Below are 19196 nucleotides of genomic sequence, written 5' to 3'. Positions count from 1 at the left end.
CCAAGCCCCGGCCAGTCCGGGGCTTTTTTGTTGGATCAGGCGCGAGCCTGTCGATCAGGCGAGATCGGCGCCGGCAGAGCGGGCGATGGAATCGAGCGCGCCGTTGACGAGCCCAGAGGCATCGTCCTCGTAGAAGGCGCGGGCGACATCGACATATTCGGTGATGACGACGCGGGCGGGAATATCCTTGCGGCGCAGCAGTTCGAAGGCGGCGGCGCGCAGAATGGCGCGCAGGGTGGCGTCGACGCGCTCGATCGGCCAGCCTTCGGCCAAAGCCTTGTCCACGGCCGGATCGACCTCGAGCTGGTGCTTGGCGACGCCCGACACGATCTGACGGAAGAAGTCGGCGTCGGCAGGCAGATATTGCTCGCCCTCGATCTCGCGGCCGAGATGGAAGGCGCCGAACTGTGCGAGGGTGTCTTCCAGCGTCGCCCGGCCGATGTCCATCTGATAGAGGGCCTGCACAGCGGCAAGGCGGGCGGCGCCGCGCTGATTGGCGGAGCGGGCGGCACCGGGATCGCGTTTGGGATGGTCGGTCATCTAGCTGTTCAGTTTCGCTTTTACGTCGGACAGGGCGAGCGCGGCGCGCGCCGCGTCCCCGCCCCTGTCCTGGTCATTCACATCGGCCCGCATCCGGGCCTGCGGTTCGTTTTCCACCGTCAGGATGCCGATGCCAAGAGGCAAAGCGTCGACGACGGCGAGTTCCGCCAAGGCGCGAATGCTTTCATTGGCCACGGCGACATAATGATTGGTCTGGCCGCGGATGACGCAGCCCAGCGCCACATAGCCGTCGAAGCGATCGGTTTCAATCGCCATTGCCAGCGCGACGGGAACTTCCATGGCACTGGGGACACCGATGACGTCGTATGTCGCCCCTGCCGCCTCAAGCACCGCGATGGCGCCGCGCTTCATCTCATCGGCGATATCGGGGTAATTGCGACCCTCGACGATCAGGAAATGCTGGCCCTCGCCCGCACCCTGGGGGAGCGAAAATCGTACGCCGTAGGAGTCCATGATCCATCTCCGCTTCCTGCGCCAGGGGATGGCGCTCCAGCATCATAACGCAGCAGAGGGTACTAAAGTGAGACGCTGATGTCGCTGCGATGAACGAAAGCTTGCGACAGGCTCAGTCGTCGTCGTCGCGCAGGACAGTCTTGTGTTCGGCCAGTTCGGTCAGGAAGGACCGGAAATCGTCGGCCGCGGAGAAGTTCTTGTAGACGCTGGCGAAGCGGACGAAGGCGACGTCGTCGAGGCCCTTGAGGCCTTCCATGACGTATTCGCCAATCTGGTCGGACGTGACTTCGACCTCGCCCAGGCTTTCGAGCTGGCGAACAATGCCCGAAATCATGCGCTCGACGCGTTCGGGCTCGACCGAGCGCTTGCGCAGGGCGGTATTGACGGAGCGCGCCAGCTTCTCGCGATCGAAGGGGACCTTGCGGCCCGTCTTCTTGACGACGGTCAGATCGCGCAGCTGGACGCGCTCGAACGTGGTGAAACGCCCGCCACAGGCATTGCAGACGCGACGGCGACGGATGGCGCCCGAATCTTCGGTCGGGCGCGAATCCTTCACCTGGGTATCGTCATTGCCACAATAGGGGCAGCGCATGGCGGGCGGTCTCTCGTCTTAGGCGTAGATCGGGAATCGATCGGTCAGGCTCTTCACCTTGGCACGAACCTGGGCCTCGACGGCACCATTGTTGTCGTCGCCATTGGTCTTGAGGCCGTCGAGCACTTCGATGATGAGCTCGCCCACCGTCTGGAACTCGGCTTCACCGAAGCCACGCGAGGTGGCGGCGGGAGTGCCCAGGCGTACGCCCGACGTGATGGCGGGCTTTTCCGGATCGAAGGGAACGGCATTCTTGTTGCAGGTGATGTGGGCGCGGCCGAGGGCGTTCTCGGTGGCCTTGCCGGTGAGGCCCTTGGGACGCAGGTCCACCAGCATCAGGTGGTTATCGGTGCCGCCGGAGACGATGTCGACGCCGCCCTTGACGAGCGTGTCGGCCAGAACCCTGGCATTGGCGACGACCTGCGCCGCATAGAGCTTGAACTCGGGCTGCAGCGCTTCCTTGAAGGCGACCGCCTTGGCGGCGATGACGTGCATCAGCGGGCCACCCTGGATGCCCGGGAAAATCGCGGAATTGATCTTCTTGGCGATATCCTCGTCGTTGGTGAGGATCAGACCGCCGCGCGGGCCACGGAGGGTCTTGTGGGTGGTGGTGGTGGCGACATGGGCATGGGGGAACGGGCTCGGGTACTGCCCGCCGGCAACCAGACCGGCGACGTGGGCCATGTCGACGAAGAGAATGGCGCCCACTTCATCGGCGATGGCGCGGAACTCGGCCCAGTCCATGACGCGCGAATAGGCCGAGAAGCCGGCGACGATCATCTTGGGCTTGTGCTCGCGGGCGAGCTGGCGAACCTGGTCCATGTCGACGCGGCCGTCCTGCTTGCGCAGGCCGTACTGGATGGCATTGAACCACTTGCCGGACTGGTTGGGCTTGGCGCCGTGCGTCAGGTGACCACCGGCATCGAGCGACATGCCGAGAATGGTGTCGCCCGGCTGGATCAGCGCCTGGTAGACGCCCTGATTGGCCTGCGAGCCGGAATTGGGCTGCACATTGGCAAAGCCGACGCCGAAAAGCTGCTTGGCGCGCTCGATGGCGAGGCTTTCGGCCACGTCCACGTACTGGCAGCCACCATAGTAGCGCTTGCCCGGGTAACCTTCGGCATACTTGTTGGTGAGGACAGAGCCCTGGGCCTCGAGCACGGCGCGGGACACGATGTTTTCAGAGGCGATCAGCTCGATCTCGTGCTGCTGGCGGCCGAGTTCGTCCTGAATGGACTGGGCCAGCTCCGGATCCGTTTCGGCGACCGAGTTGGTGAAGAAATTCGGAAAGAGCGAATTGGACATGGTGGCACTCATCGGCTGGTTCCCTCGCAAGAGGTCAGGGCTGTCGGAACGGCGTTGGCTTTATCACGGCGCAAGCCGCGATTCCAAGGCCGGGAATGGGATGATGGACGGCTGATTGCGGTCATGGGGCTCCCGGGGTTGACGTTGGGTGCCCAGGCGAGCGGCGCTATGAGGTTCGCGTTCCCCGATGGTTGCCCATCTCATCTCGCCAGTTGCGCGAACGCGCCCGTTATGCCGCAGATCGGGCGGGAGGGAAAGAGGAAATGGTCGACCCGGTCAAACCGGGCCGACGGTCGGGTCAGGCAGCGTTTCGGCGCGACGGTTGAGACCGGGCGCGGGCCGACATGTCGTCGTGGACGAAGATGTCGACGATTTGGTCGAGTTCACGGGCCTGCCCTTCGGTCTGACTGACGGCCGCGTTCATTTCCTCGACCAGCGAAACATTGTGCTGTGTCATGACGTCGAGCTGACGGACCGCCGAATTGACTTCGTCGAGCGACGTTGCCTGATCCTGTGTCGCATTGGCGATATCGGCGATGAATTCGCCGTTCTGCCGCACGCTTTCGACCATGCTGCTGAGCTTGCCGGCAGCCTTGGAGACCAGACGCGAGCCTTCCGAAACCTCGCTGACGGACTGCTCCACCAGACGCTTGACGTCCGCGGAGGCTGTGGCGGCAGACTGGGCCAGGCGGCGCACTTCCACCGCGACCACGGCGAAACCCTTGCCCGCATCTCCTGCCCTAGCCGCTTCCACGGAGGCGTTGAGAGCCAGAAGATTGGTCTGGAACGCGATGTCGTCAATCATGCCGATGATGCTGGAAATCTTGCCCGACGAGGCCGAGATACGGTCCATCGCGGCATTGGCCTCGCTCATGACCGCGCCGGTCTCGTCCGCCGTCTGAAAGACGGTAGCGGAGTTGCGGCTCGCCTCGGTGCTGCGCCGCGCGTTTTCCGAGACCGTGATCGACAGCTGTTCCATCGAAGCGCTGGTTTCTTCAAGCGCAGCCGCCTGACGCGACGTGCGGTCTTCAAGATCGCGGGACGCAGAAAGAAGCTCGCCCGTGGCAGAGGTCAGGACGGATGACGCATCGCGCAGTTGCGCGATGATGCGGCTGAAGGTTTCGGTGGTCGTATTGAAGGCGAGCCTGACTTCGTCGAGCTCTCCGGGGAGCGGCTGTTCGATCCGGCAGTCCAGATTGCCGGCCGCAAGCGAAGCCAGTCCGTCACCGATGTCGGTCACTGCCTTTTTGCGGGCGGTGATGTCGGTGGCATATTTGACGACCTTGAACGGCTTTCCGTTCATGTCAAAAATCGGATTGTAGGTGGCCTGGATCCAGACCTCCCTACCATGCTTGCCGACGCGCAGGTATTCGGCTGCCTGGAATTCGCCACGGGCGAGACTCTGCCAGAACTCCTTGTACCTGCTGCTCGCCGCGTCTTCGGGTGAGACGAACATCCGGTGGTGGTGGCCTCGGATTTCCTCGAGGCGGTAGCCCATCACCGAACAGAAATTCTCGTTGGCGGTGCGGATCGTGCCATCGAGATCGAATTCGATGACGGCCTGAGAGCGTGAAATGGCGGCGAGCTGGCCAGCAGCATCGGCAGCGGCCAGCTTGCTGGCGGTGATGTCGGTGGCGAGCTTGACGACGCGCATGACCTCGCCATCGGGACCGCGCACAGCGTTATAGGATGCCTGGATCCAGACCTCGCGGCCATCCTTGGCGAAGCGTGAGAACTCGGCCGTGGCAAACTTGCCTGCCTTCAGATCATCCCAGAACTGCCGGTATGCGTCGCTGCGAGCATAGGCTTCGTCGACGAAAATGCGATGGTGCTGCCCTTTGATTTCGTCGAGCGTGTACCCCATCAGGTCCAGAAACACGGGGTTTGCATCGATGACCAAGCCGTCGGGAGTGAATTCTATGTTGGCCTGCGAAACGGAGATTGCCGACAAGATGGCCTGCGCGACGCGGCCTGCGTCCAGGCTGGCGCCTGAGACGATCTTCAACATGGTTAGGATCCAATCAACGACGCTATTGGGAATTATCCTTAGCGAGCATTGATTACCAATTGATGAGCTTCAAGGTGGCCGGGCGATCACGTTTCAGGCGTACTTGCCTGGCGAAGTCGTGGGCACGACGGCATCTTGGGCAAGTCTTCGCCTGAGCTTGGCCAGAGCAAGTCGCTGCATGTGACCACGGGCAGAGTTGAGCGGCGCGATGACCACGACTTCGATGCCGGTCGCAGCGTCGACGGCGGCCACGCGCATCTGCTGGCCGACCTGGATGAACTCGAACAGAACTTCGCCGTCGCCCATGATGTTCGCCCCCTGCCCCAGGCAAGCCAAAGGTCAGCACCCCAAGCTCACGCCGGGAGGACCAGAAAGGCAAACACTAGAAAGTACAAAGCCCCCGGGTCAAGTCCGGGGGCCAGGCGCGAAGCGTCAGGAGAAGGTGACCTTGCCCTGCTCGTCGAACTTGTAGACGTCGTCGCGGAAGCTGACGGTGCCCTGACGATTGGCCCAGGCGGTGATGTAGGTGGTGTGGATCGGCACCCGGCCCTTGCATTCGACGTCGAGGCGCTGGAGCGAGTCGAAGGTGGAGTCGACCTTGTTCTGGTCCCAATCGCCATTGTCGCGCAGCAGCCAGTTCACCAGCTGATTAACGCCCTCGACGCGCACGCAGCCCGACGAGTGGAAGCGGGCATTCTCGTTGAACAGCGCCTTGCTGGGCGTGTCGTGCAGGTAGCAATCGTAGGGATTGTAGAAATTGATCTTGCAGTGACCCATGGAATTGGCGGAGCCTGGCTCCTGCCGATACATGTAATTCACCTGGGCGTCGGTGATGTTGGCCCAGTTGATCGACTGCGGATCAACCTTGTTGCCCGAGCCATCGTAGATGAAGATGTTCTGCTCGGTCAGATAGTTCGGGTTTTCGAGCATGTACTTGGTCAGGTCCTGACGGACCAGCGACTTGGGCACGTGCCAATAGGGGTTGAAGTTGATCTGGCTGATATTGCTGGCCATGATCGGCGTGGCACGTTCGACGCGACCGACCACCGCGGTGTGGCGCTGCTCGACCATGCCCTCGTTGACCGCCTCGATGGTGGCAGCCGGGATGTTGACCACCACATAGCGCGAGTTGAGCTTGGCGGCCATGTTCTGGACGCGCGTATAATTGAGGTAAAGCTGCTGCAGGCGGGTCGCTGCCGGCACGTTCATGGCGTACCAGGTCGGCTCGTCGATCTGGCCGGTGACGACGAGGCCGTGACGGGCCTGGAAATTGCGCACGCCGCGATCGGTTTCGGCGTCGAAGACGTCGCTGGCATATTCAACCAGCGGCATGTCGCCCGAGGAAATCAGGCGGCGCTTGAGCTGGACGACGGCCGGCGACGTGTTGCCCAGGATGAGCTGGTAGGCCTGCTGCGGGATTTCTTCCCAGCCGCCAGCGGCCACGAAGGGCTCGTACTGGGAAATCGCCAGCTGCAGGTTGTTCATGGTGTCGAAGGACAGGATGGGCTCGTTGGTCGCGATCAACGCGGCGGCCGCGGCAGTATTGCCGTCGCGATCGGTCTCGCGGACCACCCGGCTGGTGCCGGAGAGCATGTCGAAAACCGAATCCTGTGCCCAGGCCGGAAGCGCGGCGGAGGCGCCAGCCAGTGCCGCGGAGCGGATAAAGTTACGTCGAGTCAGCCGCATTGAGTCACCCAATATTCGCCCGGAGCCTATCGGGGCGATACCATCCAACCCGGGTGGTCACAATCGCGGTCAACGCCTTGTGAACCATAGGGGAGAAGGAAGTCCTGCCAGAAAATGGTTTTCAAACCATGTAGACCGGCTGACGGGGATTTGCGGCACAAATAAGAAACGCCGGTCTCGCGACCGGCGTCTTCCCAGCAGTTGTGGCATGGAGGCAACACATGCCGCCAGCTGCCGCCCTGTACCCGCCCGAAGGCGCGAACTCAGAGCTTGTAGAGGATCTGATCGACCCAGAAGCGTTCCAGACGGGCGAGTGCCTTGTTGAGGCCATCGAATTCCTCATCGCCCAGGCCACCGACCTTGTCGATCGACTTGAGGTGACGGTCATAGAGTTCGTCGATGACTTCCGCCACTTCCTCGCCCTTGGGGGTCAGCTTGATGCGGACCGAACGACGATCGGTGCGCGAGCGCTCCTGGAAGATATATCCGGTCTCGACCAGTTTCTTGAGATTGTAGGAAACGTTCGAGCCCAGGTAGTAGCCACGCGAGCGCAGCTCGCCGGCGGTCAGTTCGGCGTCTCCGATGTTGAACATCAGGAGCGCCTGAACCGGGTTGATATCGTCCCAGCCCATGCGGTCGAACTCGTCCTTGATCAGATCGAGAAGACGGCGGTGGAGACGCTCCACGCGGGAGACGGCTTCGAGATAAAGGGGCTTAAGACCTTCACTGCGTTCCGGGGAAAGTGCCTCGGCTGCGTTCGACTTGATTGCCATTTGTGTGCCTCACTGTTCAATCACGTGCGATTTTTCGCATCTCATGAGGCCAAACTACGGCTACCCAACTAAGATCGCCCTAAAGATCACGCTTAAAACTATGTTACTGGAATGCAATGAGAATTTGGCTTAACGGGGCCTTACATCGGGTCAGGAAATTGTAACCTTTCCGGAGTGTGAAGAGCGGCGCGACCGCCCTTCACCCCATGGCCGTTCAGCACAGCAAGGCGCGCACGCCGAGGAGCTTGGCCATGAACATGGCACCGACCGCAAGGCCCTGGGCGCAGAGCAGCGCCGCCCCCAAACCGGTCAATTCGCTCCAGTAGACGGCAACCAGAACGAACGAGCCCAGCGCCCAGGACAGATCGACGGCAATGTTGCTCCAGACCAGCGCGGGCGCGGGGCGCGGCTTGCGGGCAATCAGGAGGTTGTAGGCCGCCCAGGGCAGCAGGATCACACCCAGGGTCATGAAGAAGGACGGCGGCAGCGACCAGCCGGCCAGATCGGTGAGTGGCCCGGCGGCGAAAATCAGCACCAGACCCATGATGGCCGAGACCGGAACGTCGGCAAGATAGGGAAGATGGGGATCGAGGCCCGGGGCGCGGGCGGTGAGCGTGGTCATGGGGTTTCCTTTCCCGGAGTTGCGCGGGCAAGGATGATCGGCTGACGGAAGCGTCTCAATTCCCTGCCAGGTAATGGAATTGCTTCTGCGTATCGGGCAGTGTCCGTGTGCGAACGGGAGGGAGCGATGTTTGACCGGAGCCTGCGGGAATGGCGTGCGCAACGCGGATTGAGCCAGATGGCGCTGGCGCTGCTGGCCGAGGTTTCGCCACGGCACCTGAGCTTTCTCGAATCGGCGCGGGCCCGCCCGAGCGCGGCCATGGTGCTGCGGCTCAGCGCGGCGCTGGACCTGCCGCTGCGCGAACGCAATGGCCTTCTGGTGGCGGCGGGCTTTGCCCCGCACTATGGCGAGAGCGACTGGAACAGCGACGCGATGGCGGAGGTTCGCCACGCCGCGCAACTGCTGCTGGGCGCGCACAGCCCCTCCCCCGCGCTGGTTCTGGACGCGGCGTTCACCATTCTCGATGCCAATGAGGGCGCCTTTGCGCTAGTGGGCGGACGGCCAGAGGCGGGAGTGCGGCTCAACCTGGCGGAGCTGGTGTTCATGCCCGGGCCGGTGCGCGATGCCATCGTCAACTGGGACGCGGTGGCGGGATATCTGCTGCATCGGCTGCGCGATGCAACGCGGCGGCATGGACCCGAATCTAACGTGGCGCGAGTGTTGACGCGGGTAAGCCGGCAGCCCGGGGTCGACGGCCTCGAGCGCGACGCATTGGGCGCAGCCGGGGTGTTGTTACCGCTCGAATTCCGGATCGATGGCACGGTGACGCGCTGGTTCACCACGGTCACCAGCTTTGGCGGGCCGCAGGACGCGCTGACCGAGGAGATCACGATCGAGCAGTTCCACCCGGTGACGGGCTAGCCGATCAGTCAGCGTGGGCCCGGTTGAAGCGGAAGCTGAGCGCGAAGATCACGACGATGGCGAGGAGCAGGACCAGCCGCATGGCGAAGCCGACGATGCCGATGCGGATATCGGGATTGCCGATGACGAAGAGCAGGAGCTCGAGCGTGGTCGCGCCGACGAGGAGCACGGCGCCCCAGCTGGCCTTGATCCAGAGACCGACGGCGGAGAACAGCCGGGCGAGGCAGAAGACACCCAGCAGAACGAAGGACTGGAAGCCCATGGCGCTGATGGGACTTGACGCGCCCAGATTGACGCCCAGGAGGCGCGCCGCATCGCTGAGCCCGAGGACGAGCGCCAGGATGGCGACAATGCGAATATAGAGGGCGACGCTTGGAGCCTGAAAGAGCATGGGCGTGTGATACCGCGCCGGCCCGACTGCGACAAGCGGTGGCTTGGACGGGCATGGCCGAACTGTTAACTAGGGCGCCAACACGGAGCGCCCATTACCATGACCCAGAGCTGGCCCAAGCACGACATGTCCTTTCTTGCCGGACGGCGCATGCGCCGCCTGCGGCAGACGGCGTGGAGCCGGGACATGGTGCGGGAGACCGAACTGTTGCCGCGCGACCTGATCTGGCCGCTCTTCGCGATCGAGGGACAGAACGAGACGACGCCGATCAGGACCATGCCGGGGGTGGAGCGCCTGTCGATCGACCTGATGGTCGAGGCGGCGCGGGCGGCGCGGGATGCGGGCATTCCGGCCCTCGCGATCTTCCCCAACACGCCGGACCACCTGCGCAGCGAGGATGCGGCGGAAGCCTATAACCCGGACAACCTGATGTGCCGTGCCCTGAGCGCCATCAAGTCGGCGGTGCCCGATATCGGGCTGATCGCCGACGTGGCGCTGGACGAATATTCGGCCAATGGCCAGGACGGGCTGGTGCGGGACGGGGAAATCCTCAACGACGAGACGGTGACGGTGATGATCCGCTCGGCATTGGTGCAGGCCCGCGCCGGTGCGGACATCATCGCCCCGTCGGACATGATGGATGGCCGGGTCGCGGCGCTGCGGGCGGCGCTCGATGACGAGGGTTTCGAGCACGTGCAGATCATGAGCTACGCGGCCAAGTATGCCTCGTGCTTCTACGGGCCATTCCGCGAAGCGGTGGGATCGGGCAGCCGCCTCAAGGGCGACAAGCGTACCTACCAGATGGACTATGCCAATTCGGACGAGGCGCTGCGCGAGATCGAGCAGGATATCGCCGAAGGCGCCGACAGCGTGATGATCAAGCCCGGCCTGCCCTATCTCGATATCATCCGCCGGGCAAAGGACGCCTTCAACGTGCCGATCTACGCCTATCAGGTGAGCGGCGAATACGCGATGATCGAGCTGGCCGGGGCGGCCGGGGCGATCAACCGCGATGCGGCGGTGCTCGAAAGCCTCTGGGCTTTCAAGCGCGCCGGCGCCAACGGCATCCTCACCTATTATGCGCTCGAGATGGCGCGCAAGCTCGGCGCCTAAAGCGCGTCGCGTTCCTTCAGAACCGCCTGGTGCGCTTTGTCTTTCTCCTGAAACCGGGGCCAAATTCAGGAGGCATGCTCTAACCGGCCTTTTCGGTCAGACCATCCTCGGAAGCGAGCTGGGCCGGGCGTTGGCCGCGGCGCGTGCGCAGAGCACTGAGTAAGCCCGCCAGCGCCACCAGCAACATGCCGGCAATCGCGACCGGCTCGGGGGCATGGCCGAAGATCAGCCAACCGAGGATGCCGGCCCAGAGCAGATGCATGTAGCTCATCGGGGCGATAAAGGCGGCCGGCGCGTATCGATAGGACTGGGTGAAGCAGTAGTGCCCGAGCCAGGCCGAGACGCCAAGGCCGATGAAGAGGGTGATCTGCAGGGCAGACGGCGCCACGCCATGCATGGTCCAGGGGAGAAAGATGCCGAAGCCGATGGCACCGGCCAGAGCCGAATAGAACAGCATCGCCATCGTGCGCTCCGTACGGGCCAGAACGCGGGACAGGAGATTGTAGGCCACGCCGACCATGACGTTGCCGAGCACGAAGACTACCCCCCAGGGATCGAGCCCGCCGCCGGGGCGGGCGATCAGCAACACGCCGGCGAAGCCGATGACGGCGGCGATCCAGGCGGTGACTCCGACCTTTTCTTTCAGCACCGGGCCAGACAAGGCCACGACGAGAACCGGGCAGAGATAGACGATTGCGGTGGTCTCGGCGACGGGCATGCGCTGAAGCGCCAGACTGACCAGAAGCGAGCCCAGCGCCAGGCTGATGGCCCGCACGATGACGAGCCCGGTGCGTTGGGTGCGCACGATTTCCCGGCCATGGAAGGGCGCCACCAGTGCAAGCATCAGAAGAGTATGGCCGATGTAACGAATGGCCGTGACCATCGGCGCGTTATAGTCGGTGAGAAGCAACTTGTTGGTGCTGTCGTTGTAGGCAAACAAGAGCGTGGCAACGAGAATGAGCACGAAGCCGCGAACAGGCTGGTGGGTCAGCGCCGGGGGCGCGGATGTAGTCGACATGGAAAAGGTCCGGCAGACCGCGCGGGCGGGAGGGAAAGCGCGAGTCGAAGTGAGGTGACCAACCTACCTCGTTTCGGCCCGCTTGAAACATCTTTGTGCCGTCACCCAGGCCCAGTCGGACAACAGTCACATTTCTGTGCCTCGCCCCCTTGCACGCGGTGGCAGGCGTGACAATCTTGTGGGCATGACATACGACGCGCCCGACCGCCCATCCTTGCCCGATCCTGCGACCGCCCCGGAACTGTTCGAAGGGCTGCTGACGCGACGCGTCATGGCCTACCTCATCGATTTGGTGCTGATCGGCGCCATCGCGCTGGTGCTGGGCATGGCGGGGATCATTCTTGGCTTCCTGACATTTGGTCTGGCCTGGATGGCGCTGGTGTTCGTGGTACCGGCCGCGATCGTCATCTACTACGGCATGACCCTGGGTTCGCCGAAGCGGGCGACAGTGGGCATGCAGGTGATGGATATCGTTCTGACGCCGACCCGCGGACAACCGCTGGATGGGTGGATGGCGATCTTTCACGCCGCGCTGTTCTGGCTGACCTTCTGGATTTCATGGCCGATCACCATCCTGTTCGCGCTGTTCACGCCGCGGCGGCAGATGATTCACGACCTGATCATGGGGACGCTGATGGTGCGCAAGTCGCCCATGATGCGGCATTGGCAGCGCATGCGCATGGCGGATCAATACGGCGTTTGAGGCGTTGCTGCTGCGACGGCGGAGCGCTACACTCCGCCGATACGCATCAACGGGTCGTAAATGACCGACCAGACGCCCGAGACAACCCAGCTCTTCCTGACAGCGGCCCTGCCCTGCCCCTATCTGCCGGGCAAGATGGAGCGCAAGCTGTTCACGCACCTGAGCGGGCGGCGCGCCTCCATGCTGCACCAGCTGCTCAGCGATAACGGTTTCCGCCGCAGCCAGAACCTGATTTATCGCCCGGCCTGCGAGGGCTGCAATTCCTGCCAGTCGGTACGGATCGTCACGCGGGAGTTCTCGCCCAACAAGCGTTTCCGGCGCATTCGGCGCGGCAATCTGGACGTCTCGGTAACGGTGCAGCCGACTGTTGCGACGATGGAGCAGTTCGAGCTGTTCAAACGCTACCTCGATGCACGCCATGCCGGCGGAGGCATGACGCAGATGAGCTACCAGGACTATGAATACATGGTCGAGGATACGCCGGTGCAATCCGTGCTGGTGGAGTACCGGCTTGCCGACCGGCCTGACGCTCCGCTGGTGGCAGTGGCCCTGACCGATGTGATGCCCGACGGGCTATCGATGGTCTACTCCTTCTACGACCCGGACCTGGCGCATCGAAGCCTCGGAACATTCCTCATCCTCGACCATATCGAACAGGTCCGGTCGGCTGGCCTCAGCTACGTCTATCTCGGCTATTGGGTGAAGGATTCGCCCAAGATGGCCTACAAGGGCGACTATCGTCCGCTGGAAGTGCAGCGCGGATCGCTGGGCTGGACGCGGCTCGAGAGCTGACTCACACCTCGATATCGAACACGATCAACCCGTTGCGCTCGCCTTCGAGGGCGGCGACGAGACGGCTGCCAGCGGCCTTGTGCGCGGGGTGCACGAGATAGGCATCGCGCGCAGCCGCATCGACGAAGTCGATGGCGAAGGCATCGGTATATCCCTGATGCAGGCCTTCGGGCGAGATATTGGGGCCGGAGCTGATGGTGAGGTAGCCCGGGACGACGGATTTGAGGGCGGCAAGATCGGCGTAGATCGCGGCGCGTTCGGTGTCGGGGACGTCGGCGCGGAAGCGGTGGAGGACGATGTGACGGATCATTTTGGTGAGTCCATAGAGTCGGTTGGCGCGGAAACTGAACGTGGTTTCGAGGGTTGAAACACCCCCACCCTAGCTTTGCTACGGCCCTGCGGGCCCAGCGTCGCTACCCTCCCCGCAAGGGGGAGGGTGGGCGCGGTGGGTGTAGCGGCGCGGCGGACGGCCGGCCCTCAAGCGTAGCTCTCGGGCGTTCGGTCCTAAAATCGCTCCACCGGAGCGATTTTCCACTTCGCGGCGGACGGCCGGCCCTCAAGCGTAGCTCTCGGGCGTTCGGTCCTAAAATCGCTCCACCGGAGCGATTTTCCACTTCGCGGCGGACCTCACCCAACGAATTTGTTGTTCCGCGGGAAACCTGTCGGCGGTTGGCGGCCGGCGCTGGCGCGGTCACCATTCCAGTCGGTCAGCTCTTCGGCGGGCTTGGTGTACGTTCGGCCGGAACTGTCAGTCCAGGTCAGGCCATCGGCTGCGTAGAAGGTCTTGATGTCGGAAATGCCGCCATCCTTGTAGCGCTGGAGACGGACGCCCTTGCCGCGGCTCATGGTGGCCAACTGCGCCATCGGGAACACAAGCAACTTGCGGTTCTGACCGATCACGGCGACGCGGTCGCCTTCGCTCGGCACGATCAGCCTGGCCTCCTCGGGGGCGCCGACATTGAGGATCTGCTTGCCCTTGCGTGTGTTGGCGACGAGATCGTCCTCGGGGACGATAAAGCCGTAACCGGCCGACGAGGCGATGATGCGCTGCTTGCCCGGACGGTAGACGAAGAGATCGACAATGTCCTGGCCCTCCTCGATATCGACCATGATGCGGACCGGTTCACCCTGTCCGCGGCCACCGGGCAGCTTGTCGGCCCCGAGCGTGTAAACCTTGCCCCCGGTCGTAAGCATAAGGAGCTTGTTGGTGGTCTCGCATTTGATGGAGAGCTTCAGGCGATCACCCGTCTTGAAACCCTTCTCGTCATTGACCTCCACGGCGTGACCACGCGGCGCGCGGATCCAGCCCTTTTCGGAAAGGATGACCGTGATCGGCTCGCGCTCGATGAAGGCTTCGGTGATCTCGGCCGCGTCGGCGGACGGCGCATCGCCCAGGATGGTGCGCCGGGCGCCCAATGGATGGGGCGTGGTCCCGTCGGCCTCGAACAGCGGATAGGCTTTCTTCAGCGCCTCGACCTGCCTGGCGATTTCACCCCACTGGCGCTTGTCGGAGGCGAGCAGCGCTTCGAGCTTGCCCTTTTCCTCGGTGAGGTTCTTGTGCTCCTGCCTGAGCTCGATTTCCTCGAGCTTGCGCAAGGACCTCAGACGCATGTTGAGGATGGCTTCGGCCTGATTGTCGGTGAGGCTGAAGGTGGCCATCAGGCTTGCCTTGGCATCATCCTCCTCGCGGATGATCCGGATCACCTCGTCGAGGTTGAGATAGGCAATGATGTAGCCTTCGAGCACTTCAAGGCGACTGGCAATCTGTTCGAGCCGATGCTGCGAGCGACGAACCAGTACAACCTTGCGGTGATCGAGCCAGGCGCGGAGCGCATCGGCAAGGCTCATGACGCGAGGCGTCATGCCCTTGTCGAGAACGTTGAGATTGAGACTGAAACGCAGTTCGAGCTCTGTCAGCTTGAACAGTTGCTCCATGAGTATAACCGCGTCGACCGTACCGGCGCGCGGCTCGAGCACCAGACGGATGTCATCGGCGCTCTCGTCCCGCACGTCCTTGAGGAGCGGCAGCTTCTTGGCAAGCAGGAGTTCGGCGATCTTTTCCACGAGGCGCGATTTCTGCACGCCATAGGGGATCTTGGTGACGACGATCTGGTAGACGCCCCTGCCCTTGTCTTCCTTTTCCCAGATGGCCCGGTGGCGGAAGGCGCCGCGACCCGTCTCGTATGAATGGACGATGGAGGAGCGGCTCTCGACCAGTTGTCCGCCCGTGGGGAAATCGGGGCCACGGATCAGATCGTCCATCGAGGGGGGCGCGGTCAGATCGGCGTGAATGAGTTCTTCGGTCGTGGCTGCAGGATTGTGGATGAGTTTGAGCGCGGCGTTGCAGAGCTCGACGAGGTTGTGCGGCGGAACGGACGTCGCCATGCCCACGGCGATGCCGGTGGAGCCGTTGGCCAGCAGATTGGGAAAATTGGACGGCAGCACGACGGGCTCTTCGTCCTCGCCGTCGTAGGTGGGCTTGAAGTCGATGGCATTCTCGGTGATGCCTTCGAGCAGGCGCGTGGCCACGTCGGTCATGCGGCTTTCGGTGTAGCGCATGGCCGCAGGGCTATCGCCATCGATGTTGCCGAAATTGCCCTGACCGTCGACCAGCGGGTAGCGCAGCGCAAAATCCTGCGCGAGGCGCACCAGTGCATCGTAGATGGACTGGTCGCCGTGAGGGTGGAACTTACCGATGACGTCGCCAACGATGCGGGCGCTTTTCTTGTAGCCCTGGTTGGGATCGAGACGCAGCAGACGCATGGCGTGGAGGATGCGGCGATGCACGGGCTTGAGGCCGTCGCGCGCGTCGGGCAGCGCGCGCTGCGTGATGGTCGATAGCGCGTAGCTCAGATACCGCTCTTCAAGCGCCTGCTTGAGATCGACGATGCGCTGATCGTCAGGCGGCTGAATGGTCTCGGCGTCGGACATGCGGTGCTCGGATCAGGAGAACGAATCGGGAAGTAGAATATACGAGGCGCTCCCCGAGCAGGCAGGAGAATCGCGTTTTGCCCAAGAGTTCCGCGGGTTTTGCAGGACCACCTCAACCGGACCCCGGTCAAAGGTCCGTCAACATCTCGATCAGCTTTTCGCGTGTCGGTGGCGCGTCGATGTGGCGGGCGGACCAGACATGCGCGTCGAGGAAGTGGCCGGTCAGCCGAAAAGCATTGCGCAGATCATCGGGGGAGGCGTTGCCGCGCGCATGGAGGAAGCTCGGCAGTGGCAGGAGACGGTCCTTGTAGGGCTCGGCAGCGGCGCGGGAGACGGCTCGGCCGGATCTCGGCGAAACATGGGTCAGATCTTGCGTCGTACCGGTGGCGGCGCAGGTTTCGAGATCCAGGCCGAAGCCGAGTTCGTCGAGCAGAGCCAGTTCAAAACGGGCGAAGGCGACGGGATCGGGGTCGTTGTCGAGCAAAGACAGGGCCATGCCCAGAAGACGATCATGCGGATCGCGCTCGGGCAGAAGATGGAGATGTTCGCAGACGGTCTGGGAGAGGTAGAGGCGCTTGCGATCGGCGAAGAGGGTCGCTGCGCGGGTCTGGAGAGGCTCGACCGCAAACGTGCCCAGGTGGTCTTCGAGGCGGGCGCGCCATGTCAGCTGGATCGTATTGCCGGGCTGGAGGGTTGCAGCCAGTTTGGGTGAACGGCCACCGCGGATGAGACCGGCATAGCGGCCCCGCCCGGCGACCATGGCTTCGGCGATGACGCTGGACTCGCCGTGGCGGCGGACGCCAATCAGCAGGGCTTCACCGGTCCATTCCAATTATTCCTCTCCCCATAGGGGAGAGGACAGGAGGGCCTCATCCCTTCCCATGCGGAAATTCCAGGCCCATCTCGCGATAGCGTTCCGGGTCCTCGGCCCACTTCTCGCGGACCTTTACGAAAAGGAAGAGGTGGATCGGCACCTCGTACATTTCCATCAGTTCGCGGCGGCTTTCGGCGCCGATGGCCTTGATGGTCTGTCCGCCGGCGCCGAGCACGATCTTCTTGTGGCTCTCGCGCGAGACGTAGACGACCTGGTCGATCTTGTAGGAGCCGTCCTTCTGGATCTTGAAGCTCTCGGTCTCGACCGTGGCATTATAGGGGATTTCGTCGTGGACGCGCAGGAACAGCTTTTCGCGCGTAATCTCGGCGGCCGTGATGGCCATGGTCAGGTCGGTGAGGTGATCCTCGGGGAAGTGCCACGGGCCGGGCGGAATGTGCTTGATGCACCAGTCGATGAAGTCCTTCACCCCGTGGCCCTTGAGCGCGGAGAGCATGAAAGTGGCTTCAAAACGCAGGCGCTCGTTGAGCGACTGGCTGAGGGCGAGCAAGCTCTCGTGCTTGACGGTATCGATCTTGTTGAGGATCAGCACCTTGGGCTGGCGGATGTTTTCGAGGCCTTCGAGAAGCGTCTCGATATCGGGCGTGACGCCACGATCGGCATCAAGGATAAAGGCGACGATGTCGCTGTCCCCTGCCCCACCCCAGGCGTTTTCGACCATGGCGCGCTCGAGCCGCTTCTTGGGTGCGAAAATGCCGGGCGTGTCGACGAAGACAAGCTGGGCCTGCTCAAGCGTCAGCACGCCGCGTACCTGCGAACGCGTGGTCTGCGCCTTGTGCGTGACGATGGACACCTTGGTGCCGACGAGCGCATTGAGCAGCGTCGACTTGCCAGCATTGGGTGCGCCGACGAGGGCGATGAAGCCGCATGAGGTGTCGGCAAGCTGGTCGGGTGTATTCATTTGCGTTCCTTCCAGACATTCTGGCGGACGAGAAACTGTTCGGCGACGCGATGCTCGGCGATCTTCTTGGATGGGCCTACGGCCTCCAGCGGATCATAGCCGGCAATGTCGACACGGATGGTGAATTCGGGGGCATGGTCGGGGCCGGTGCGCTCGACCAGGATATAGTCGGGAGGCTCAAGGCCGCGGCCCTGCGCCCATTCCTGGAGCGTGGTCTTGGCGTCGGCGCGGTTGGCCTGGCCGTCGGCCAGGTAATCCCCGAAGTGCTGCTCGATGAAGATCCGCGCCGGTTCGAGACCACCATCGGAGAATATGGCGCCGATGATGGCTTCGGTGACGTCGCCCAGGATGGCGTCCTTGTCGGCGCCCCCCGAGCGGGCTTCGCTTTCACCCAGGATCATGTCCCTGCCCAGATCGAGCTGGCGGGCGATTTCGGCGCAGGTTTCCTTGCGCACCAGCGTGTTGAGCGACCGGCTCAGCTCGCCCTCGTTGGATTTGGGATAGCGCTGGTAGAGCATGTCGGCGACAACGAGGCCGAGAACGCGATCGCCCAAAAATTCAAGGCGCTGGTAGGACCTCTCGATGCGCTTGCCGGGGGAAACGGCGCTGGAATGGGTCAGCGCGCGTTCGAGCAGGTCGGCATTGGTGAAGGTGTATCCAAGCCGGGCCTGCAGCCGCTCGTGGGTCTTGTCGCGACGGCTCACGGCGCGTCCAGATTGGTATCCGGCTGATCGCCGTAAACCGACGTGAACATGCGGTTCCAGCGGACATTGGCAGGCCACTGCCAGACCTGCCAGGGCGGCAGGTTGTCCTTGATGGAGAAGAAGCGGGCCTCGGCCTTGGCGATCAGGTTCACCGCAGGGACGTAACCAACCTGGCTGAGGACGCGGCTGTCGGCGGAGCGATCGCGGTTATCGCCCATCATGAAGTAGTGGCCGGCGGGCACGACATATTCGGGCGTATTGTCGAGCGAGAGATTGTCGCCGATTTCCTGGATCAGGTGCGTCGTGCCTTCAGGGAAGGTCTCACGGTAGATGGTGACTTCACGGGTGTCGCCGTTGCTGTCGGTGTCGAGCGCCTTGCCGACCTCCTCGCGCTCCACCATCGTGCCGTTGATGTAGAGACGGCCGTCGCGCATCTGGATGGTGTCGCCGGGCAGACCGACGACGCGCTTGATGTATTCCATGGTCTGCGGCACCGGGCGGAACACGGCGATGTCGCCGCGATTGGGCTCGCGACCGAAAATGCGGTTGTTGATGGGCAATTCGAAATCGAGCAGGGCGAAGTCGCCGTAGCGGCCCAGCGAGAACGAATGCTTGCCATAGCCCCAGACGTATTTGTTGGCGACGAAGTAGTCGCCGATCATCAGCGTCTGCTGCATGGAGGCCGTGGGGATGGAAAACGGCTGGTAGAGGAAGAAGCGCAGGACGATGGCGATGAGCAGCGCCTCGACGATCACCACGAAGGTTTCCACCCACTCGTTGGCGGCGGACTTCTTGACAGGCTTTTCGGCAGGCTGGCTCATATTTCTTCCCGGATATGCGGTGCGGAAGGGTTAGGCGTTTGCCCGCCCTGGGTCAACGTGATTGATGAG

At 63.1% G+C, this 19196-nt stretch carries 21 protein-coding genes and 1 riboswitch; of the genes, 4 read left to right on the top strand and 17 right to left on the bottom strand.

The genetic code is table 11. The features are described from left to right. Positions 1-54 precede the first annotated feature (54 nt). From nusB to CCK88_RS03535, 9 genes are all read right to left on the bottom strand, one after another. Positions 55-540, bottom strand: coding sequence for a transcription antitermination factor NusB (gene nusB, locus CCK88_RS03575; RefSeq protein WP_086469153.1), 486 nt, complete (start codon positions 538-540; stop codon positions 55-57). Then, on the bottom strand, positions 541-1014 hold the full coding sequence (ribH, locus tag CCK88_RS03570; RefSeq protein WP_086469152.1) for a 6,7-dimethyl-8-ribityllumazine synthase: 474 nt from the start codon (positions 1012-1014) through the stop codon (positions 541-543). A gap of 112 nt (positions 1015-1126) precedes the next feature. Then, the gene (nrdR, locus tag CCK88_RS03565) at positions 1127-1606 is read right to left on the bottom strand and encodes a transcriptional regulator NrdR (protein ID WP_086469151.1); all 480 of its coding nucleotides are present in this window, start codon (positions 1604-1606) and stop codon (positions 1127-1129) included. A gap of 18 nt (positions 1607-1624) precedes the next feature. Continuing rightward, positions 1625-2923, bottom strand: coding sequence for a serine hydroxymethyltransferase (gene glyA / locus CCK88_RS03560; protein WP_425290605.1), 1299 nt, complete (start codon positions 2921-2923; stop codon positions 1625-1627). A gap of 131 nt (positions 2924-3054) precedes the next feature. After that, positions 3055-3137: riboswitch (ZMP/ZTP riboswitch) on the bottom strand. Positions 3138-3209: 72 nt separating this feature from the next. Further along, positions 3210-4919, bottom strand: a complete 1710-nt coding sequence (locus tag CCK88_RS03555) for a methyl-accepting chemotaxis protein (protein WP_086469150.1) — start codon at positions 4917-4919, stop codon at positions 3210-3212. 93 nt (positions 4920-5012) lie between these two features. Further along, complete coding sequence (locus CCK88_RS03550; protein WP_086469149.1) at positions 5013-5225, bottom strand: DUF6898 family protein; 213 nt, start codon at positions 5223-5225, stop codon at positions 5013-5015. Between the two features lie 126 nt (positions 5226-5351). Next, complete coding sequence (locus tag CCK88_RS03545; protein ID WP_086469148.1) at positions 5352-6605, bottom strand: L,D-transpeptidase family protein; 1254 nt, start codon at positions 6603-6605, stop codon at positions 5352-5354. A 263-nt stretch (positions 6606-6868) separates the two neighbouring features. Continuing rightward, positions 6869-7378, bottom strand: a complete 510-nt coding sequence (ldtR, locus tag CCK88_RS03540) for a transcriptional regulator LdtR (protein WP_086469147.1) — start codon at positions 7376-7378, stop codon at positions 6869-6871. A gap of 214 nt (positions 7379-7592) precedes the next feature. Further along, on the bottom strand, positions 7593-8000 hold the full coding sequence (locus CCK88_RS03535) for a hypothetical protein (protein ID WP_086469146.1): 408 nt from the start codon (positions 7998-8000) through the stop codon (positions 7593-7595). 126 nt (positions 8001-8126) lie between these two features. On the opposite strand from CCK88_RS03535, the gene CCK88_RS03530 reads away from it, so the two are divergent. Continuing rightward, positions 8127-8861 (top strand): MmyB family transcriptional regulator, encoded by a 735-nt coding sequence (locus CCK88_RS03530; protein WP_086469145.1) that lies wholly within the window; start codon positions 8127-8129, stop codon positions 8859-8861. Positions 8862-8865: 4 nt separating this feature from the next. On the opposite strand, the gene CCK88_RS03525 is transcribed toward CCK88_RS03530, so the two are convergent. Next, positions 8866-9252, bottom strand: a complete 387-nt coding sequence (locus CCK88_RS03525; RefSeq protein ID WP_086469144.1) for a DUF6163 family protein — start codon at positions 9250-9252, stop codon at positions 8866-8868. A gap of 99 nt (positions 9253-9351) precedes the next feature. Here CCK88_RS03525 and hemB point away from each other — a divergent pair, with 99 nt between their 5' ends. Further along, on the top strand, positions 9352-10365 hold the full coding sequence (hemB, locus tag CCK88_RS03520) for a porphobilinogen synthase (RefSeq protein ID WP_086469143.1): 1014 nt from the start codon (positions 9352-9354) through the stop codon (positions 10363-10365). 79 nt (positions 10366-10444) lie between these two features. On the opposite strand, the gene CCK88_RS03515 is transcribed toward hemB, so the two are convergent. Then, on the bottom strand, positions 10445-11383 hold the full coding sequence (locus tag CCK88_RS03515; protein WP_086469142.1) for a DMT family transporter: 939 nt from the start codon (positions 11381-11383) through the stop codon (positions 10445-10447). Between the two features lie 184 nt (positions 11384-11567). Here CCK88_RS03515 and CCK88_RS03510 point away from each other — a divergent pair, with 184 nt between their 5' ends. Both CCK88_RS03510 and CCK88_RS03505 read left to right on the top strand, forming a co-directional pair. After that, entirely contained in the window at positions 11568-12086 is a 519-nt protein-coding gene (locus CCK88_RS03510; protein WP_086469141.1) for an RDD family protein, read from the top strand. Positions 12087-12146: 60 nt separating this feature from the next. Further along, positions 12147-12878 (top strand): arginyltransferase, encoded by a 732-nt coding sequence (locus CCK88_RS03505; protein ID WP_086469140.1) that lies wholly within the window; start codon positions 12147-12149, stop codon positions 12876-12878. Position 12879: 1 nt separating this feature from the next. Here the strand turns inward: CCK88_RS03505 and CCK88_RS03500 are convergent, their stop codons facing one another. The 6 genes from CCK88_RS03500 to lepB form a co-directional block, all read right to left on the bottom strand. Beyond that, positions 12880-13188 (bottom strand): Dabb family protein, encoded by a 309-nt coding sequence (locus CCK88_RS03500; RefSeq protein WP_086469139.1) that lies wholly within the window; start codon positions 13186-13188, stop codon positions 12880-12882. Between the two features lie 317 nt (positions 13189-13505). Continuing rightward, positions 13506-15809: a DNA topoisomerase IV subunit A gene (gene parC / locus CCK88_RS03495; protein ID WP_086469138.1), complete on the bottom strand. Its 2304-nt coding sequence runs from the start codon at positions 15807-15809 to the stop codon at positions 13506-13508. A 127-nt stretch (positions 15810-15936) separates the two neighbouring features. Continuing rightward, positions 15937-16641 (bottom strand): DNA repair protein RecO, encoded by a 705-nt coding sequence (recO, locus tag CCK88_RS03490; protein WP_086469137.1) that lies wholly within the window; start codon positions 16639-16641, stop codon positions 15937-15939. 37 nt (positions 16642-16678) lie between these two features. Further along, positions 16679-17602 (bottom strand): GTPase Era, encoded by a 924-nt coding sequence (gene era / locus CCK88_RS03485; RefSeq protein WP_086469136.1) that lies wholly within the window; start codon positions 17600-17602, stop codon positions 16679-16681. Further along, a complete protein-coding gene (gene rnc / locus CCK88_RS03480; protein WP_086469135.1) occupies positions 17599-18306 on the bottom strand; it encodes a ribonuclease III in 708 nt (235 codons plus the stop codon). The genes era and rnc overlap by 4 nt, the downstream gene beginning before the upstream one ends. Then, entirely contained in the window at positions 18303-19127 is an 825-nt protein-coding gene (gene lepB / locus CCK88_RS03475) for a signal peptidase I (RefSeq protein WP_086469134.1), read from the bottom strand. Before lepB ends, rnc begins: the two co-directional genes overlap by 4 nt. Positions 19128-19196 lie beyond the last annotated feature (69 nt).

Origin of the sequence: Devosia lucknowensis (assembly GCF_900177655.1) — a bacterium.
Classification (GTDB): Bacteria; Pseudomonadota; Alphaproteobacteria; order Rhizobiales; family Devosiaceae; genus Devosia; species Devosia lucknowensis.
This window is presented reverse-complemented; position numbering and strand designations above follow the sequence as displayed.

Bases quoted from the DNA above. Each gene is read 5' to 3' on its own strand.
- nusB (WP_086469153.1), bottom strand. From the start codon at position 540: ATGACCGACCATCCCAAACGCGATCCCGGTGCCGCCCGCTCCGCCAAT.
- ribH (WP_086469152.1), bottom strand. From the start codon at position 1,014: ATGGACTCCTACGGCGTACGATTTTCGCTCCCCCAGGGTGCGGGCGAG.
- nrdR (WP_086469151.1), bottom strand. From the start codon at position 1,606: ATGCGCTGCCCCTATTGTGGCAATGACGATACCCAGGTGAAGGATTCG.
- glyA (WP_425290605.1), bottom strand. From the start codon at position 2,923: ATGAGTGCCACCATGTCCAATTCGCTCTTTCCGAATTTCTTCACCAAC.
- CCK88_RS03555 (WP_086469150.1), bottom strand. From the start codon at position 4,919: ATGTTGAAGATCGTCTCAGGCGCCAGCCTGGACGCAGGCCGCGTCGCG.
- CCK88_RS03550 (WP_086469149.1), bottom strand. From the start codon at position 5,225: ATGGGCGACGGCGAAGTTCTGTTCGAGTTCATCCAGGTCGGCCAGCAG.
- CCK88_RS03545 (WP_086469148.1), bottom strand. From the start codon at position 6,605: ATGCGGCTGACTCGACGTAACTTTATCCGCTCCGCGGCACTGGCTGGC.
- ldtR (WP_086469147.1), bottom strand. From the start codon at position 7,378: ATGGCAATCAAGTCGAACGCAGCCGAGGCACTTTCCCCGGAACGCAGT.
- CCK88_RS03535 (WP_086469146.1), bottom strand. From the start codon at position 8,000: ATGACCACGCTCACCGCCCGCGCCCCGGGCCTCGATCCCCATCTTCCC.
- CCK88_RS03530 (WP_086469145.1), top strand. From the start codon at position 8,127: ATGTTTGACCGGAGCCTGCGGGAATGGCGTGCGCAACGCGGATTGAGC.
- CCK88_RS03525 (WP_086469144.1), bottom strand. From the start codon at position 9,252: ATGCTCTTTCAGGCTCCAAGCGTCGCCCTCTATATTCGCATTGTCGCC.
- hemB (WP_086469143.1), top strand. From the start codon at position 9,352: ATGACCCAGAGCTGGCCCAAGCACGACATGTCCTTTCTTGCCGGACGG.
- CCK88_RS03515 (WP_086469142.1), bottom strand. From the start codon at position 11,383: ATGTCGACTACATCCGCGCCCCCGGCGCTGACCCACCAGCCTGTTCGC.
- CCK88_RS03510 (WP_086469141.1), top strand. From the start codon at position 11,568: ATGACATACGACGCGCCCGACCGCCCATCCTTGCCCGATCCTGCGACC.
- CCK88_RS03505 (WP_086469140.1), top strand. From the start codon at position 12,147: ATGACCGACCAGACGCCCGAGACAACCCAGCTCTTCCTGACAGCGGCC.
- CCK88_RS03500 (WP_086469139.1), bottom strand. From the start codon at position 13,188: ATGATCCGTCACATCGTCCTCCACCGCTTCCGCGCCGACGTCCCCGAC.
- parC (WP_086469138.1), bottom strand. From the start codon at position 15,809: ATGTCCGACGCCGAGACCATTCAGCCGCCTGACGATCAGCGCATCGTC.
- era (WP_086469136.1), bottom strand. From the start codon at position 17,602: ATGAATACACCCGACCAGCTTGCCGACACCTCATGCGGCTTCATCGCC.
- lepB (WP_086469134.1), bottom strand. From the start codon at position 19,127: ATGAGCCAGCCTGCCGAAAAGCCTGTCAAGAAGTCCGCCGCCAACGAG.